The following is a 17,318-nucleotide window of genomic DNA, read 5'->3' as shown; positions in this document are numbered from 1 at the left end:
AATAACTTTGATAAATATCGATACAATTGTTCGATATATTAACGTTTAGAGAACTGGAATTTCTTACGAGCTTTCTTCTGACCAAATTTCTTACGTTCTACCATTCTTGGATCACGTGTTAATAGGCCTTCAGGCTTCAATACAGATCTGTTTTCTTCATCTAATTCGCAAACAGCTCTAGATATTGCTAAACGTACAGCTTCTGCCTGACCTGTGATTCCTCCTCCATAAACGTTTACAATTACATCGTACTTGTCCTCATTGCTAGTCATAACAAGAGGTTGGTTTACTTTGTATTGTAAAGGTCCGGTTGTGAAATACTCAGCAAGCTCTCTTTTGTTCACTGTGATTTTTCCAGAACCGTCTTTTAAATAAATTCTAGCTACAGCCGTTTTTCTACGACCAATTTTGTGAATAACTTCCATTACTTAAATTCTTTTAAGTTAATAGTTTTAGGTTGCTGAGCTTCATGACTGTGTTCTGCTCCTGCATACACTTTTAAATTACGGAATAAAGCTGCTCCTAATTTGTTTTTAGGTAACATTCCTTTTACCGCTTTTTCGATTAAACGCTCTGGATTTTTGTCATATAATTCCTGAGCAGTAAGGCTTCTTTGCCCACCAGGATAACCTGTGTGACGGATATATGATTTATCAGTCCACTTTTTTCCTGTTAAGTTGATTTTGTCGGCGTTAGTAATAATTACATTATCACCGCAATCAACGTGTGGGGTAAAATTAGGTTTGTGCTTACCTCTAAGTAGTATAGCTACTACAGAAGAAAGACGTCCTAAAGTCTGTCCTTCAGCATCTACATGTAACCATTCTTTGGTAACGGTTCCCTTGTTTGCAGATACTGTTTTGTAACTTAATGTGTCCACACTAATTCTTTTTTACTAATTAAACATTCCTTTTCCTATATAAAATAGGGGTGCAAATGTACAATTATATATTTATATAGCAAATAGGTATTTGATATTATTTTTTTTAGATGATGCATTGGTTTTCAGTAACATCTATCTGGTTTATTGAGAATACAGTGTAGATTTTGATTGTTTTTAATTTTACTGTGTTAATTTTTTATTAAAAAATATCTGATAAGTGTTACAAATATAAAATTATTTGATCCTGTTAAATACATTTACTTAGACAACACGCTACATCTCATGAAAAAATATTACTCTTTTCTGATTTTTATTCTGCTTACCACAACTTTTAATGCACAGGATACTATTCAGAAAGTAGAAAAACGTATTTATACAACAAAACCACTAAATGGAACTGAAGCTCCTAATATCGATGGTGTTTTAGATGAATCTGCTTGGGATCTTGTAGAGTGGACAGGAGATTTTATAGAAAATGAACCTGATGAGAATACTCCTCCTTCTCAACAAACCAAATTCAAAATTATTTATGATCAGAAATATATATATGTAGCTTATAGATGTTTTGATTCAGAGCCTGAAAAAATAGAAAACAGGTTGTCTCGTAGAGATGGTTTTGCAGGAGATTGGGTAGAGATTAACTTAGATACTTATCATGACAAAAGAACTGGTTTTTCATTTACTATAACAGCTGCTGGAGTAAAGGGAGATGAATTTATATCGCAAAACGGAGATAATTGGGATGATAGTTGGAATCCTATTTGGTATACAGCAACGAGTATCGATAAAGATGGGTGGATTGCAGAAGTAAAGATTCCTCTAAGTCAATTAAAATTTGGAAAAAGTAAGGAACAGATATGGGGATTACAGGTAAACCGAAGGTTTTTTAGAAATGATGAAAGATCTGTTTGGCAAAGAATACCTCAAGATGCACCAGGATGGGTAAGTGAGTTTGGTGAGTTACATGGACTGTTGGATATCCAGCCACAAAAACAGTTAGAAATCCAACCGTTTGGAGTAACACAACTAGATACATATCCAGAGGAAGAAAATAATCCTTTTAGGGATGGACAAGATTTTAAACTTAATGGAGGATTAGATGCTAAAATCGGTATTACAAATGATCTTACTCTCGATCTAACTGTTAATCCTGATTTTGGGCAAGTAGAAGCAGACCCTGCAGCGATTGCTTTAGATGGTTTTCAAATCTTTTTTAGAGAACAGCGTCCTTTTTTTGTAGAAAATAAAAACATTTTTGATTATCAATTTGCAAACGGTCAAGATAATGTGTTTTACTCAAGAAGAATAGGGAGAACTCCACAAGGTTCTATATCAGAGATTGATGATGAGTTTATAGATAGGCCTTCAAATACGACAATTCTGGGAGCGGCAAAATTTAGTGGGAAAACAAAAAATGGATGGTCTATCGGTATTTTAGAAAGTGTTACTTCTAGAGAAATAGCTAAAATCGAAGATGAAAATGGTAATAGGAGAGAAGCTATTGTAGAGCCATTAACAAATTATTTTGTAAGTAGAGTTCAAAAAGATTTTAATAATAGGAATTCCTTTATTGGTGGAATTTTTACTGCAACACATCGAGATTTGGGAAATGCTTTTGATATCGATGAAGAAGATCCAAATACAGACGAAACCATTGAAGTGGTTGGAACACGCGAAAATAATTTAAACCTCTTGAGGGAGTCTGCTTATTCTGCCGGATTAGATTTTAGGCATAATTGGAAAGAAAGAAAATATTTTATAGAAGGTAATATAGTAGCGAGTCATGTCACAGGGTCAAAAGAAGCTATAGAAGAAACACAAAAAGAACTTACACATCTTTTTCAAAGAGTAGATGCCGATCATGTAGAGGTCGATCCCAATAGAACTTCATTAACGGGTACTGGGGGCAAATTGGTAGGCGGAAAATCAGGTGGCGGTAGATGGAGATACGAAGCAGGTGTGTTCTGGCGTTCACCAGAGTTAGAGTTAAATGATATTGGTTTTTTGAGACAAGCAGATGATATTAGACAGTTTATTAGCGCAAGATATTTGTTTTTGAAACCAACAAAGTTTTATAGAAGAGCTAATATTAAACTCGATCAGTTTACCACTTTTGATTTTGAGGGTAATTATAATCGTATCCAATATCAGGTTGAAGGCTTTATGAATTATCAAAATAATTGGTGGACAGAGCTTGGTTTTGGTCACAAGCCTAGGATTTTTACAAATACCTTTTTACGTGGAGGTCCGAGATGGCGATTTTCTGATGAGAATTTTGCATATCTGTTTTTTGGTTCTGACCAGAGGAAAAGATTTAATTTTACCGTTGGATATAGTGGGTCGAGAGCACAGCAAAATAGTTTTTCTTTTAATAGGTTTGTACTAAGACTCAGATATCAACCATTTAATGCGCTGAGCATATCACTCAATCCAGAATTCAGACTTGAGCCTAATAAAACACAATATGTAGATGAAGTCGATTTTAATGGAGTTCCTAGGTATATTACCGGTGATATAGATCAACAAACATTAAGCACTAGTATTCGTCTCAATTATAATATTAATCCTAATCTTACAATACAGTATTACGGCGAACCTTTTATATCTCGAGGTAGATATAAAGATTTCAACTTTGTTAATAATGCTGTAGCTAATGATTTGAGTGAACGGGTTACCTTATTTGATACTACTCAAATTTTATTTAATGAAACTGATGATGAGTATTCTGTAGATGAAGACAAAGATGGGGTTGAAGATTATACTTTTGATAATCCTGATTTTGCTTTTGTTCAATTTAGATCTAATCTGGTATTACGTTGGGAGTATATACCGGGATCAGAGTTGTTTTTGGTTTGGTCACAAGGAATAACAGGTGATGGCGATTCTAGGCAGCATCTTTTTAGAAGTTTGGATGATCAGATTCTAGGGCAACAACCAGAAAATACTTTTCTTATAAAACTAACATATCGATTTGTATTGTAATTCTAAATAAAAAGATTGCGAATTGAGTTATGGAATATTGATATTGTTTTCTCAGATAATCAAGGAGTTAAAGTAGATGCTTTTTAAATGCTTGCAGAACTTCGATTTTAGTATTGATTTAAAATGTATTTTGCATCATATTGTTTTTATATGAGTAAATATTTCTTTTGTAGTGTATTGGTATTGTTTTTTTGTTGTAAAAAAGTTGAACAAAAATCTGAAGAAGAAGTAGAAATCGTTGAAGAAGTTGTTGATCCTGATGTTTCATTTCAGAATTTTATTGATCATTATGAGCGCTTTTTTAAAACTAATTTTCAAATTTCTGAATGCCCGGGGGCAGCACTTGTTATTATAAAGGATTCTACAGTTGTTTTGAAAAAAGGTTATGGAGTAAAAGCTGTAAACACAATTGATTCTGTAGATGTGAATACGGTTTTTAGGATCGCTAGCTTATCAAAAGGAGTAACTTCGGTTTTAGCAGGGAATCTAGTTGATCATAATGAATTAAAATGGAATCAATTGATTAAAGCGTCTATCAATCGTTTTTCTTTAAGAGATCGTGAACAGGCTGAAAGGATAGAGGTGAATCACTTGCTGTCTCATACAACCGGGCTGTATAAATATACATATACGAAGCTTATTCATAAAGGTTTACCGCTGGATAGAATTATTCCTCAATTTAGATATAAAGGAGTTATTGCTAAAGAAGGGGTTGATTACGAATATCAAAATGCTATTTTTTCTATTATAGAAAAAGTAATGGAGAAAGAAACTAATGTCCCTTTTGATCAATTGATACAAGAGAGATTATTTATTCCTGCAAAAATGTATAATGCTTCGAGTACATACAATGCTATAAAGAGTAATGATAATGTAGCTTTGCCTCATAGTTTTAATCCTTATGCTAAGCGGTATAATATCACTTCTATTCATAAAAACTATTATAATGTAGCTGCTGCGGGTGGTGTTAATGCTTCTATTACGGATATGAGTGAGTATTTAAAAATATTATTAGGATATAGGCCTGATATTATTTCTCCTCAAGCTTTGGCTACAGTTTTTAATCCTTTTATCTGTACAAATAATGAAGACATTAATGTTAATTATTGGGAAGGTGTAGTGGATTCTTTTTACGCCAAAGGATACCGTATTCTTGATTATAGGGGTAGAACTTTAATCTATCATAGTGGAAATGTGAACCAATATAAAGCAGAACTAATGGTAGACCCGGAAAACAAGATTGCTATTTGCGCGCTTTTTAATGCTCCAAATCTTCTGAGCCCGGTTACTGTTCCAACCTTTTTGAATTATTATGATTTTTATATCAATATGAATAAGACTGGATCCGAAAAACAAAAATTTTAATAAGCACTAAATGGTTATATTTACAAAGTATCTTTTTTTATTATACCATTAAAATGCGTTTAAAAATCATTACTTCTTTAGTTTTTCTTATTGCGTTTGCATTTTCATGTGTATCAGATGATGATGCTGGAGATGTAAAAATACCAGTCTTAGGTATATATTCTTTGGTAGGATACAATACTAATCCTGGTACAGATATAAATAATGACAAGGTATCGTCTGAAAATCAGATTTTAGAAACAGATTGTCATAACAGTTCTTTTATTCGTTTGAATGAGGATGGTACGTTTACAGGGCGGTTTACCTTTTTAGAACAAGAGATTAATGATACTGGTATGCCTGTGCAAAATATAATTTGTACTACTCAAGATATACAGGGTACTTATACACAAGAAAATGAAGTTGTAGTATTAAACTATGTTTTTAATGAGATTGATCAAACCTTATTAATGTCTTTAATTAATGGGGTTATGACTTCTGAAGAGCAAAGTTTAATTCTTGTAAATAGAGATTCAGAAGGTGCTATAACTACTACAAATGGGACTTATGTGTTAGTATTTGAAAAATAACATGCTGTTTTTAAGGTTGGTATCTCTTTTTAATGTGCTTCTAGCCAATTATTTCCCAATCCAAGATCAACATCCAATGGTACTTCTAGTTGATATGCATTTTCCATTTCAGTCTTGATCATGGTTTTTATTTCATCTAACTCAGGTTTGTAGACATCAAATACCAATTCATCATGAACCTGTAATAGCATTTTTGTTTTATAGTTTCCTTCTTTTAGTTTTTTATGAATATTGATCATCGCAATTTTAATAATATCAGCGGCACTACCTTGTATCGGTGCATTTACAGCATTACGTTCTGCAGCTCCACGAACTACGGCATTAGCAGAGTTTATATCTTTTAGATAGCGTCTTCTGCCTAAAACTGTCTGTACATATCCGTGCTCTCTTGCAAAATCTACTTGTTCACTAATATAATTTCGTAATTTGGGATACGTCTTGTAGTAAGTGTCAATAAGGTCTTTTGATTCGCTTCTGGTAAGGCTCGTTTGGTTACTTAATCCAAATGCTGAAACACCATAGATGATACCAAAATTTACAGTCTTTGCGTTACCACGTTGTTCTCTGCTAACTTCTTCGATAGGTACATTAAATACCCTTGCAGCTGTAGAGGCGTGAATGTCTTCTCCATTTTTAAAAGCTTGAATCATGGTTTCCTCTTTGCTTAAAGCGGCAATGATTCGTAGTTCTATTTGTGAGTAATCGGCTGCAAGCAGCGTGTATTCATCGTTCCTTGGTATAAATGCTTTTCTTACCTGTCGTCCTCTTTCTGTGCGGATAGGAATATTTTGTAAGTTAGGATTATTAGAACTTAATCTTCCTGTAGCTGCTACAGTTTGCATATAGTCTGTATGAACTCGCTCAGAAACAACATTAACCTGGTTCGGTAATGCGTCTACATAAGTGCTCTTTAATTTGGAGAGTCCTCTAAATTCTAAAATGTTTCTTATAATCTCATGATCTTTTGCTAGATAAGAAAGTACATCTTCTGCGGTAGAATATTGCCCAGTTTTTGTCTTTTTGGGCTTGTCTACGAGTTTCATTTTTTCAAAAAGAATTACTCCAAGTTGTTTTGGAGAGGCTATGTTGAATTCTTCTCCTGCTTCTTGATAGATTTTTTGTTCAAGAGAAGTAATATCATTATCAAGTTCTTGTGAGAGAGACTTTAAGAATGCTTTGTCTAGATTAATCCCTTCAATTTCCATATCGGCTAATACCCTCAGCAAAGGAATTTCGATGTCTTTGAACAACGAAAGAGTGTTGGCAGCATTGAGTTCTGGAGCAAAATGCTCTTTTAATTGAAAAGTGATATCCGCGTCTTCAACAGCATATTCTGTTTGCTTTTCGAGAGGAACTTGCCTGAATGAAAGTTGGTTTTTACCTTTTTTACCAATCAATTCTGTGATAGATATTGGGGTGTAGTTTAGATAGGTTTCTGAAAGTACATCCATATTATGTCTCATATCGGGATTGATAAGATAATGAGCTAACATGGTGTCAAAAAGCTCTCCTTTGACTTCTACATTGTATTTTGCCAATACTTTGATATCATATTTTAGATTTTGGCCAATCTTTACAACGGTATCGGATTCAAAAAATGGGCGTAAAATCTCTATGAATTCTTGTGCATCTTCTTTGTTTTCAGGAAATGGAATGTAATAGCCTTTGCCTATTTCCCATGAAAACGCGATACCAACCAATTCTGCTGTTAGCGCATCAAGACCTGTGGTTTCTGTATCAAAACATACGTGTTCTTGTTTTAATAAGTTTTGTACAAAAAGCTTCATTGCCATCCCCGGTGCTATACTTTGATAGAAATGGTTAGTGTTTGCAATTGTTTTTCTATTAGAGAAAGTATCTGTCTCAGCTCCATTTTCAATATTTTCTCCAAATAACGAGAATTGACCTGCTCCTGCTTGTGTAGTACTTTTTTTGCTAGTAGAAGAACCACTGTTTTGTACGGAGTCTTCTTCCTTAGAAAAAATCTTAATAAACTGATCTTTAAGCCTTCTGAATTCTAGTTCTTCAAAAATCTCTTGTACCTTTTTGCTATCAGGTTCAGAAAGTACATAGTCATCCTCGCTGAAGGTAACATCACAGTCTATCATGATAGTAGCAAGCTTTTTGGATAAGAGACCTAATTCTGCATTGGCTTCTACTTTTTCTTTCATTTTCCCCTTGAGCTTATCGGTATTCTCTAATAAGCCTTCCATAGAACCGTAGGCGGCAATAAATTTTTTAGCAGTTTTGTCTCCTACACCCGGTAATCCCGGAATATTATCCACTGCATCTCCCATCATTCCTAAATAATCAATTACTTGTTCAGGTCTCTCTACTTCAAATCTTTTTTGAACCTCTGGGATACCCCAAATCTCAATACCATTACCCATTCTTGCGGGGCGATACATAAAAATATTATCTGAGACTAATTGAGCATAATCTTTATCAGGAGTTACCATGTAGGTTTTATACCCTTGCTTTTCTGCTTGTTTGGCAATAGTTCCTATCAAATCATCAGCTTCAACTCCTGCTTGCTCGATGATAGGAATGTGCATTGCTTTTAAAATGTCCTGAATGATTGGTACTGCAATTCTAATTGCTTCGGGAGTTTCATCGCGATTCGCTTTATAATCAGGAAAAATCTCTAATCTATCTTTACTGCCTTCTTTGTCAAAAGCAACTGCTAAGTGGTCTGGCCTTTCTCTTTTGATTACATCAAATAATGAGTTTACAAAACCCATGATTGCAGAAGTATCTTGACCTTTAGAGTTTACTCTGGGATTTTTGATCAGTGCATAATAACCTCTAAAAATCAAAGCATAAGCATCAAGTAGAAAAAGACGTTTTTGTGACATAATATAAATCTGATTTTAGAGGTGCAATATAGAAAGAAGATTTCTGAAATTATAAAGTCAATAATGTAATGTGAGAAATAAAAAAAGAAATGCCGCCAATATATGACGGCACTTCGCCCCAAAATAAAATTGATAACAATGTATCAACTGCTATAAATACGATAGTAATTTTTTATAATACGGTATTTCTTTGTTTTGAATAATTTATAAGTGAAACGAAGTTACAAATAAAAATCTTAGTACTAAAAGAATTTATTAAGATTTATGAAAGGTAGCTTACTTATTTTAATGGATTTAGGAATTAAAATTTGTTTACCGTTAATTTTTACTTAAAAATATTCAGAAGTTAAAAAGGTAAGATAGTTTTGTCAAAAAAATTAGACTTATTTAGAAAAGATGCGTTGGTTAATTCCTATACTTATTTATTTATTGATAGAGCTTTATGCTTATCAAGCCATACGAACTATTGCAAAAAACCAATGGATACAGTTGTCGTATATAGTGATTTCGATATTGATTTTGGGGTATGTAATTTATGTTTTTGCAAATTATGACAGAAGCGTTGGGCCAACAAAATATACATTAAGAGCAAGTGGTATGATTATGCTCACAGTAGTGCCAAAGATTGTATTGGTGCTTTTTATGTTTGGTGAAGATATTATAAGAGTCATTGTTGCTATTTACAGATATATTATTCCTTCTACTGGAGAGAATGAAATGGGATACTTTCCCGGGAGAAGAAAATTCTTATCTCAATTAGCATTAGGGGTTGCTTCGATACCTTTTGCAGGGCTTTTGTATGGTATAGTAAAAGGAAAATATAATTTTAAAGTCCTAAAACACGTATTGTACTTTGACGATCTTCCTTCTGCGTTTGATGGTTTTAGGCTTACTCAGATTTCTGACATTCACTCTGGGAGTTTTGATGATGCTGATAAAATTGAATATGCAATAGACCTTATTAATGAGCAAGATACAGATATGCTTTTGTTTACCGGTGATATTGTGAATACAGTAGCAAGCGAAATGGATGATTGGATTGATACTTTTAATAGAATTAAAGAGTATAAATATGGTAAATACTCTGTTCTGGGGAATCATGATTATGGTGAATATGTAACTTGGGAGAGTCAGGAAGAAAAAGAGAATAACTTTCAGGCAATAAAGGATATACATACTAAAATCAATTTTAATCTGTTACTTAATGATAGTGACTTTATAGAAAAAGACGGACAACGAATAGCTATCGTAGGAGTTGAAAACTGGGGACATAATTTTAAAAAAGCTGGAGATTTAGAAAAAGCATCTCAAAAAATAAATAAAGAAGATTTTAAAATTCTAATGAGTCATGATCCTTCTCATTGGGAATATGAAGTAAAGGAACATGAAGATCATTTTCATCTAACCTTGAGTGGGCATACTCATGGTTTTCAGTTTGGTATCGAAATTCCTGGTTTTATGCGATGGAGTCCTGTACAATATGTGTACAAGCAATGGGCGGGTATGTATAACGAAATGGGAAGATTTCTTAATGTAAACAGAGGGTTCGGTTTTCATGCTTTTCCCGGTAGAGTAGGGATATGGCCAGAAATTACAGTTATTGAGTTGCGTAAAGGTAAAGAAGAGGCGTAGTCACTAGAAAATGTTATATTTACAATTGTTTAAGTGTCAAATAGATGTTAGATCAAAACAAAAAAGTTTTAGACATGTCAAAATTTGGAGATATTATTGGGATTAAAGTGCCGGTCTTATTAGATTTTTATACAGAGTGGAACGAGCCTTCTTTGGCAATGCACCCTGTTTTGAAAGATGTAGCAGCTGCTTTAGGTGATAAAGGTAAAGTGATAAAAATTGATGTGGATAAAAATGAAGAGTTAGCCACAGCCTTACGCATCAAAGGACTTCCTACATTAATGATCTATAAAGGAGGAGAAATGGTATGGCGACAAAGTGGAGAACAAGATGCTAATACTCTTATAGGTCTTATGAAAGAATATGTTTAAAAAGTGATCTTTTCAAAGGTGTATCCTCTTTTGGTGTAGTAATCCAGAACTTTTGGTAAAGCAAATTTCATGTTTTTGGCAGCTTTATAACTATCATGAAAAACTATAATACTTCCTGCTTTAGTATTATCAATTATATTTTTCAAGCACTTCTCGGGACTTGTTTTCTTATCCCAATCTTTTGATAGAATATCCCAAAGAATAATTTTATATCCTAATTTCTTTAATTCTTTGAATGTAGAAATGCTTATTTGGCCATAAGGAGGTCTAAAGAGTATTGTGTTCTCATTCTTTCTAGTGTTACTATTAATAATATTCTGGCATTTGATTGTGTTTTGGATATAAGCGCTTTTGCTATGTTTCCAAACTTTTATATGGTTCATGGTATGATTGCCTATTGCATGCTGATTTGTTATAATTCTTTTAAAAATATCAGGATGCTTTTGTATGTTATCGCCAATACAAAAGAAGGTAGCTTTTGCGCTGTAATTTTCAAGCTGTGCTAATACAAAGTCTGTAACTTCTGGTATTGGTCCATCATCAAAAGTAAGATATATCTTTTTCTTATCTGTTTCAGGAAGATCCCAGATGTAATTAGAGAAAATGCTCTTTATAAGATATGGTGTTTTTACAGGTATGATATTCACGATAAAAAAACGAGGCTTTAAATTTTTTAAAGCCTCGTTTGTATTTTAGTTTGATAAAGTATCTAATACAGTAGAATCTTGAGGTGTTTTTTGCTCCTCAATAGGAGGTTCCTCTTGTTGCTCTATTCCGTCATCGTATTCTTCATCACTAGAATAAAGCCTTGTAAACAGTCTCAGGTATTTGTTGAATTCATCAGCTTTTTCTTCTACCATTTCTCTGTCTTTGTTAATGATTAAAAGATCTATTAAGCTTCGATAACGTTCAACATTGGTGACGATGTCTTCGGCATATTCGTATTGATCTTTAAGTTCTAAACTACCAAAATAGGTGAGTTGGTCATGGTATTTTTTAGCAAGTTTCCCCCAGAGGTCTCTTGCTGTTTGTTTTTCTCCTATTGCATAATAACCACTCACATATGCTTCTAGTAAAGTATAATACTCATAATACTCTATTGGCATTTTTTCCATAGCCAAATCAAGTATTTCTTTTGCTTTATCCTTCTTACCTTCTTTGATAAGAGCGTCTACTAAACGAGCAAGGTTACTACGATATGTGATCGCATTTTTCCTTGTTTCTGGATCATGATATATATTGGGATCATTACTGTTACCCCAATCCCAACTTTTTACATTTTTGTACATGAGATCTGTGTCGATTCTACCCATGTCAAAAGGATTTCTAGGGTCTACTTTTGTCTTTATTGGAACTAGTTTGAAGGTAACCCCATCTAGTTGTAAGTAGTCTTTCATCCAAAGAAAATCATCATCTCCATAACTACCGCCGGTAAAATAAATTGGTCTTTCCCAATTGTTGTTAGCGATAATATCAAGCATGAGCAGCCTGTTTTTAAATAGAAGATCTCCTTTAAGATGAATATCGATATAAGGCACTATAAGGTGCGCATCTTTTTGTGCAACGATTCCACTTTCTAAAACTTTTTCTTTATTAACTGGTATTCTGATGTGCTTTGATGGAAATGTGTTGACCTTTTTACCACTTTGAAGATCACCTTTGGTTCTTGGATCATTGCTTTCAATCCATCTCATCCAATTTTTGATCAACATTGTGTCTTTGGTAATAGGTTTATGATATATAGCGTCATTGTTACCAAACCTATAGAACTCATGAGTGAGTTGAGAAGGAATAGGTTTGCCATCATATGCAGCTCTTTTCATTTGATCAATATACCAGTCTGTAGCAAATAAGCTTGTATTTACAGTTCTCACATCTGTTCTATATCCTTCGATCTCTTGGGCATACCATAAAGCAAAAGTATCATTATCTCCTATTGTAAATAATATTGCGTTTTCCTGGCAGGATTGTAAATACATTTTTGCCATAGCCTGTGCAGTATATCTATTAGATCTATCATGATCATCCCAGTTTTCTGAGGCTAAAAGAACTGGTACTGCAAGAAAACAAAATGCAGTAACAATAGGGGCGAGTATTTTGGGTTTTAGATACGCTTTAAGAGCATCAAAAATTGCATACACCCCAAAGCCGATCCATATACAGAAAACATAAAAAGAACCTACTAATGCATAATCTCTTTCTCTAGGTTCAAAAGGTCTTTCATTAAGATAAATCTTTAATGCTAATCCAGTAAATAGGAAGAATATAAGTAATACCCAGAATTTTTTCTTGTCTTGCTGAAACATAAATATAAAGCCTATTAAGCCAAGAATCAATGGTAAAAAGTAATACGTATTTCGAGCTTTGTTTTTGAGGGCGTCTTCTGGTAGATTGTCTTGTGGGCCTAATCGAATTTCGTCAAGAAATTTTATTCCGCTTAACCAATTTCCTTCTAATTTGGTCATCTTACCTTGATTATCGTCTTGTCGCCCGACAAAATTCCACATAAAATAACGCCAATACATATAACCCATTTGGTAGTCAAATAAGTATGTGACATTGCTCCAAAATGAAGGTTTTTCTACATCTATATAATTGCCAAAAGATTGTAAAAATTTGTGATAGTCATCATTGTCTAATTTTCCACTAGCATATTCTCTTCTAAATTGGGTTACGGCATTAAGCAACTCTTCTTCACTTTGATATTCTGGTTTTATTGTAAATTTAATTGGTCCAGAGTATTCCATGTAATTAGCAATATGCTCTGTGCTCCACATTCTTGGTAAAAACGCTTTGTGAGCATTATCCAAATTTTGCTTAGCGTCCTTCCAGTCATTTACAATGATGTATTTACCGGTTTTAAGGTCTTTTTCGTATTTTGGTTTATCATCTTCATAAGGGGTTTCGCTATCCAAACCAGAATAGATTTCGGTAAATTGAGGACCGTAAAACAAATGTGTTTCTGGGTATTGCTCAAGATTATAATATGCTAAAAGTTCTCTGGCATTGTTTGGATTGTTTTCGTTAATAACTGTTCCTGCATTGGCCCTAATAGGTAGCATGATCCAACTAGAAAAACCAACTAGAATAAAAAGTATGCACAATAAAAGCGTGTTGAGATGTACATATTTTTTACTTCTTGTATATTTTATTCCAAAATAAAAAGCAGTAGCTATGATTAATCCCGCGATAATAGTACCTGAATTAAAAGGTAGTCCTATTGTATTTACAAAAAATACTTCGGCAAAACCAAAGAATTTAAGAGTAGAAGGCAAGAGTAGTTTAAAAATAAATAATAATATAGCTACTACTATAACATTAGCTAGTACAAAATTAACAATGTTAATATCTTTATAGTTTTTGAAATAGTATAATAATCCAATGGCAGGAATAGAGAGTAATCCCATAAAATGAACTCCAAAAGATAATCCTACAATAAAAGAAATTAAAATAAGCCATTTATTTCCTCTTGGTTTGTGCATATCTCTTTCCCATAGTAAACCTAGATAAAAGAGTACAGCAAGAATACAAGTTGCCATTGCATATACCTCTGCTTCCACTGCATTAAACCAAAAACTATCCGTAAAAGTAAATGCTAAAGCTCCTACAAAACCGCTTCCAAGAATAGCAAATGATTGCCCCTGAGACACTGTTTCATCTTTGCTAACAATGTTTTTTGCTAAAATAGTAATAGACCAAAACATAAAAAGTATGGCAAATGCACTTGCGAACGCAGAAGTCATATTAACCATTAGTGCTATTTGTGTAGGTTCTGATGCAAAAATCGAGGCAAAAGCTCCAATCATTTGAAACAGAGGTGCCCCTGGAGGATGTCCTACTTGCAATTTTGATGAGGTGGCAATATACTCTCCTGCATCCCAAAAGCTAGCTGTGGGTTCTACTGTAATAGAATAAACACATAGAGCAATTGCAAATACTACCCATCCCAATATTTTATTCCACTTACTAAAGTTGAATGTATTCATAAGATTTCTTCGGTTATATAACGTGTGGCGAATTTAGTAATAAAAATACTTCCGAATTGGTTTTTTTTGGAAACGCTTAACAGAAGTTTATATTTTAAAATTGTAGGAGATATTGTAAAAAGAGAAATTAACAATTAATTATTTGATATTTTTTTTAAAAAATATTTGCAGAGCAAAAAGAAAGTTTTAAATTTGCACCCGCAATCACACATTGGTCTATGGTGTAACTGGCAACACGTCTGGTTTTGGTCCAGAAGAGTCTAGGTTCGAGCCCTAGTAGACCAACTTTAATCCCTTTAAAACATTTGTTTTTAAAGGGATTTTGCTTTTTTAGGGGGATATATAGGGGGAAAGAATGTTTTTATGCTATCTTTTGTTGCGGATATAGTGATGGATTATTATTACCGCTATAGCGCTAATAGTAAGTAAAATAGTAATAGTTTTAAGTGTAGCTGAGAAATCTTCAAGTAGGTTGTTTAGGTTTTCTAAAGGATTATTTTTTATTAGTAGATATTTGATTTTCATAACAATGTGTTTTTTTTAGATTCTATCAAAAAGATTCTTCCATCTCAATTTTTTGATATTCTTTTGATCCTCGATTACTAAGTTTGAATCTGTGATTTCCATTAAGTAGTATAAAACTTTCATTGTTTCCATTATATATGGAGCAAAAGAAGAGTTTTCATTTGTAGAAATAGGGTTTATTGTATCTAGATACTCTGGTATCTCTTCAAACTCTTTGAACGTTTCAGGAATTAATGTGATGTCGTAATTTTCAATATATTCTTTGAATTCAACATCTATATTGTTTCTAAAGGGAATCAGTGAGAAGACAGCTTTGTTTCCTTTTTTAGAGGAACGCTCTCTAAGGTTTACAAATAAATCCAATCGACCATCAGCATACCTTAAAGGTTCGTCTTTATAAGTCTCAAATGGTTGATTGTTGTATCTTAAATGAAAAGGAGCAAAAACAAAATCACTTTTTTCAATAATATTTTCAATATGATCTTCTATATAAAAGAATTTAGGGAGGTCTATAATTATGTAATCATATTCAGTTTTTGCAGTACTTAGATAATTTGCAAGATTTTCGAATGGAACTGTTTTGATCTCATATAATGGTTTGGTCTCAGGGAATGTTTTTATATCCCTCATTCTTAGATCGTAGCACGAGTTCTGATAGTGTGAATCGATTAAAATAATTTTATAATCCTTAGATATTTCATTTGAGAGAAGAATGGATAACGTCGATACACCAACCCCACCTTTAAAACTTGTAAAAGATATTACTTTGTTTTTAAGTTTTTTTTCAAGTGTTAGTATATTTTCATTAATGTTTAATATGCTAGATTCTAAAGTTTCATCAATATCAATATCCAAATAGTGGCATAGATTTACAAACTCGTATATTTTTAATTCTCGGCGTCCTGATTCTATATGACCATAGATTATGGGTGAAATATTTACATTTTTAGCTAATTCTGCCTGTGTAATACCTCGTTCAATTCTTTTTAAACGAATTGTAGTTGTTAATGTTTTATTGTAGTTTTTGTTAGCGTCCAATTTTGAATTTTAAGAATTGCTCTAAAGTTATAAATAAAAAACAAATAATACAATATGTATATAAAAAACTATATATATTGTATTATTTGAAAAATGCAACTGTATTTTCTGATACAGAATAAAGTAGGTTTTATAAAAAAATAGGGAGGAAAAAATAAAAATGTGATTGTAGTTTTATTGAATTTTATTAAATTCATATTTGATTACCCCATATCCTTTTGATTTAGGATATGGGGTATTTTGTTTAAAATGTTAAAATATATAGTGTCAATTCTTAAAACCTAGATATAATGGGAGATGATAATAAAAGTAATACTATAAGTATTGGAATTAAAGAAATTTTAATTACTGCATTACTGACTTTTCTAGGATGGATTGCATTTAGTCTTTATTCAATTAATGGTGAATTAAAAGGAATTAATCAAAAGGTAATAAGTAATGTCGGAGAGATTGATAAATTGGGAAATATTATACCAGAATATAGGGAAAGAATCGCAATGGCTAGATATAGAAAAGATATACATTCCGCTTTTGTTACTTATAAGCCTAAAAAAGATCAAGAAAATAAATGGAGTATGAAAATGGCAATTGCTGATTTTAAAAATGATAGTATAACTTATTATCAAATTGGTTTAGATAGTATGAAGGATAGTTTTGTTTTAAGTGCTACGACAGGGATAATTAAACATAACTATAATAATGCTATTTCCTTTAAGGAAATGGAAAGATATTCTGAAAAATTAAAAGAATTTAAGAAAATGTCTGGGCAAGTAGTCTCACAAAGTAGCTATGTTTGGGAAGAATCAAATCAAGCATTGGCAGCAGCTTTAAAAGTTAAAGCGGATAGCTTTGCAACATATCAACTGGGTGCTTCTATGAAAAAATATGATTGGTCTGAATTAGTTGATATAATTAAAGAGAAAGAAGAGTTAAAGAATTAAACATTCAATAAAAATTGAAGTTAAATCTAAAAAACCTAGTAAAATGGAAAACTATTGCTGAAATTAAGGTTTTTTACACTCAAGTATAATAGCTATATTTATAAAAGTAAACACAACCCCTTTACCTAAATATAGTATTTAGGTAAAGGGGTTGTGTTTTGAAATAGGACT

The 17,318-nt window shown here is 32.6% G+C and carries 12 protein-coding genes and 1 tRNA gene; 7 read left to right on the top strand and 6 right to left on the bottom strand.

The annotated features are described in order from the left end of the window. Positions 1–38 precede the first annotated feature (38 nt). Together rpsI and rplM are read right to left on the bottom strand one after the other, a co-directional pair. Positions 39–425, bottom strand: coding sequence for a 30S ribosomal protein S9 (rpsI, locus tag FHK87_RS12560; protein ID WP_140593400.1), 387 nt, complete (start codon positions 423–425; stop codon positions 39–41). Next, positions 425–880: a 50S ribosomal protein L13 gene (gene rplM / locus FHK87_RS12555; RefSeq protein ID WP_140593397.1), complete on the bottom strand. Its 456-nt coding sequence runs from the start codon at positions 878–880 to the stop codon at positions 425–427. The genes rpsI and rplM overlap by 1 nt, the downstream gene beginning before the upstream one ends. Positions 881–1,165: 285 nt before the next feature. Here rplM and FHK87_RS12550 point away from each other — a divergent pair, with 285 nt between their 5' ends. The 3 genes from FHK87_RS12550 to FHK87_RS12540 all read left to right on the top strand — a co-directional run bounded on the left by FHK87_RS12550 (position 1,166) and on the right by FHK87_RS12540 (position 5,799). Beyond that, positions 1,166–3,865, top strand: coding sequence for a DUF5916 domain-containing protein (locus tag FHK87_RS12550; RefSeq protein WP_140593395.1), 2,700 nt, complete (start codon positions 1,166–1,168; stop codon positions 3,863–3,865). A 150-nt stretch (positions 3,866–4,015) separates the two neighbouring features. After that, positions 4,016–5,230, top strand: coding sequence for a serine hydrolase domain-containing protein (locus tag FHK87_RS12545; protein ID WP_226294222.1), 1,215 nt, complete (start codon positions 4,016–4,018; stop codon positions 5,228–5,230). Positions 5,231–5,283: 53 nt separating this feature from the next. Beyond that, a complete protein-coding gene (locus tag FHK87_RS12540) occupies positions 5,284–5,799 on the top strand; it encodes a hypothetical protein (protein ID WP_140593390.1) in 516 nt (171 codons plus the stop codon). 29 nt (positions 5,800–5,828) lie between these two features. On the opposite strand, the gene polA is transcribed toward FHK87_RS12540, so the two are convergent. Then, on the bottom strand, positions 5,829–8,657 hold the full coding sequence (gene polA / locus FHK87_RS12535) for a DNA polymerase I (protein ID WP_140593385.1): 2,829 nt from the start codon (positions 8,655–8,657) through the stop codon (positions 5,829–5,831). A 393-nt stretch (positions 8,658–9,050) separates the two neighbouring features. On the opposite strand from polA, the gene FHK87_RS12530 reads away from it, so the two are divergent. Both FHK87_RS12530 and FHK87_RS12525 read left to right on the top strand, forming a co-directional pair. Continuing rightward, positions 9,051–10,286 carry a metallophosphoesterase gene (locus FHK87_RS12530; RefSeq protein WP_140593382.1) on the top strand — a complete coding sequence of 412 codons (1,236 nt, stop codon included), beginning with the start codon at positions 9,051–9,053 and terminating at the stop codon, positions 10,284–10,286. 74 nt (positions 10,287–10,360) lie between these two features. Further along, the gene (locus tag FHK87_RS12525) at positions 10,361–10,657 is read left to right on the top strand and encodes a thioredoxin family protein (RefSeq protein ID WP_140593380.1); all 297 of its coding nucleotides are present in this window, start codon (positions 10,361–10,363) and stop codon (positions 10,655–10,657) included. Here FHK87_RS12525 and FHK87_RS12520 read toward each other — a convergent pair. Both FHK87_RS12520 and FHK87_RS12515 read right to left on the bottom strand, forming a co-directional pair. Next, a complete protein-coding gene (locus FHK87_RS12520; protein WP_140593378.1) occupies positions 10,654–11,304 on the bottom strand; it encodes a polysaccharide deacetylase family protein in 651 nt (216 codons plus the stop codon). The genes FHK87_RS12525 and FHK87_RS12520 overlap by 4 nt on opposite strands. Before the next feature lie 45 nt (positions 11,305–11,349). After that, the gene (locus tag FHK87_RS12515; protein WP_140593376.1) at positions 11,350–14,643 is read right to left on the bottom strand and encodes a glycosyltransferase family 117 protein; all 3,294 of its coding nucleotides are present in this window, start codon (positions 14,641–14,643) and stop codon (positions 11,350–11,352) included. 212 nt (positions 14,644–14,855) lie between these two features. On the opposite strand from FHK87_RS12515, the gene FHK87_RS12510 reads away from it, so the two are divergent. Beyond that, positions 14,856–14,928: transfer RNA gene (locus FHK87_RS12510), tRNA-Gln, on the top strand. 255 nt (positions 14,929–15,183) lie between these two features. Here FHK87_RS12510 and FHK87_RS12505 read toward each other — a convergent pair. Then, positions 15,184–16,206 (bottom strand): helix-turn-helix domain-containing protein, encoded by a 1,023-nt coding sequence (locus FHK87_RS12505; protein ID WP_140593373.1) that lies wholly within the window; start codon positions 16,204–16,206, stop codon positions 15,184–15,186. A 290-nt stretch (positions 16,207–16,496) separates the two neighbouring features. Here FHK87_RS12505 and FHK87_RS12500 point away from each other — a divergent pair, with 290 nt between their 5' ends. Next, positions 16,497–17,147, top strand: a complete 651-nt coding sequence (locus FHK87_RS12500; protein ID WP_140593371.1) for a hypothetical protein — start codon at positions 16,497–16,499, stop codon at positions 17,145–17,147. Positions 17,148–17,318 lie beyond the last annotated feature (171 nt).

It is taken from the genome of Aquimarina algicola, from assembly GCF_006443095.1.
GTDB lineage: Bacteria > Bacteroidota > Bacteroidia > Flavobacteriales > Flavobacteriaceae > Aquimarina > Aquimarina algicola.
This window is presented reverse-complemented; position numbering and strand designations above follow the sequence as displayed.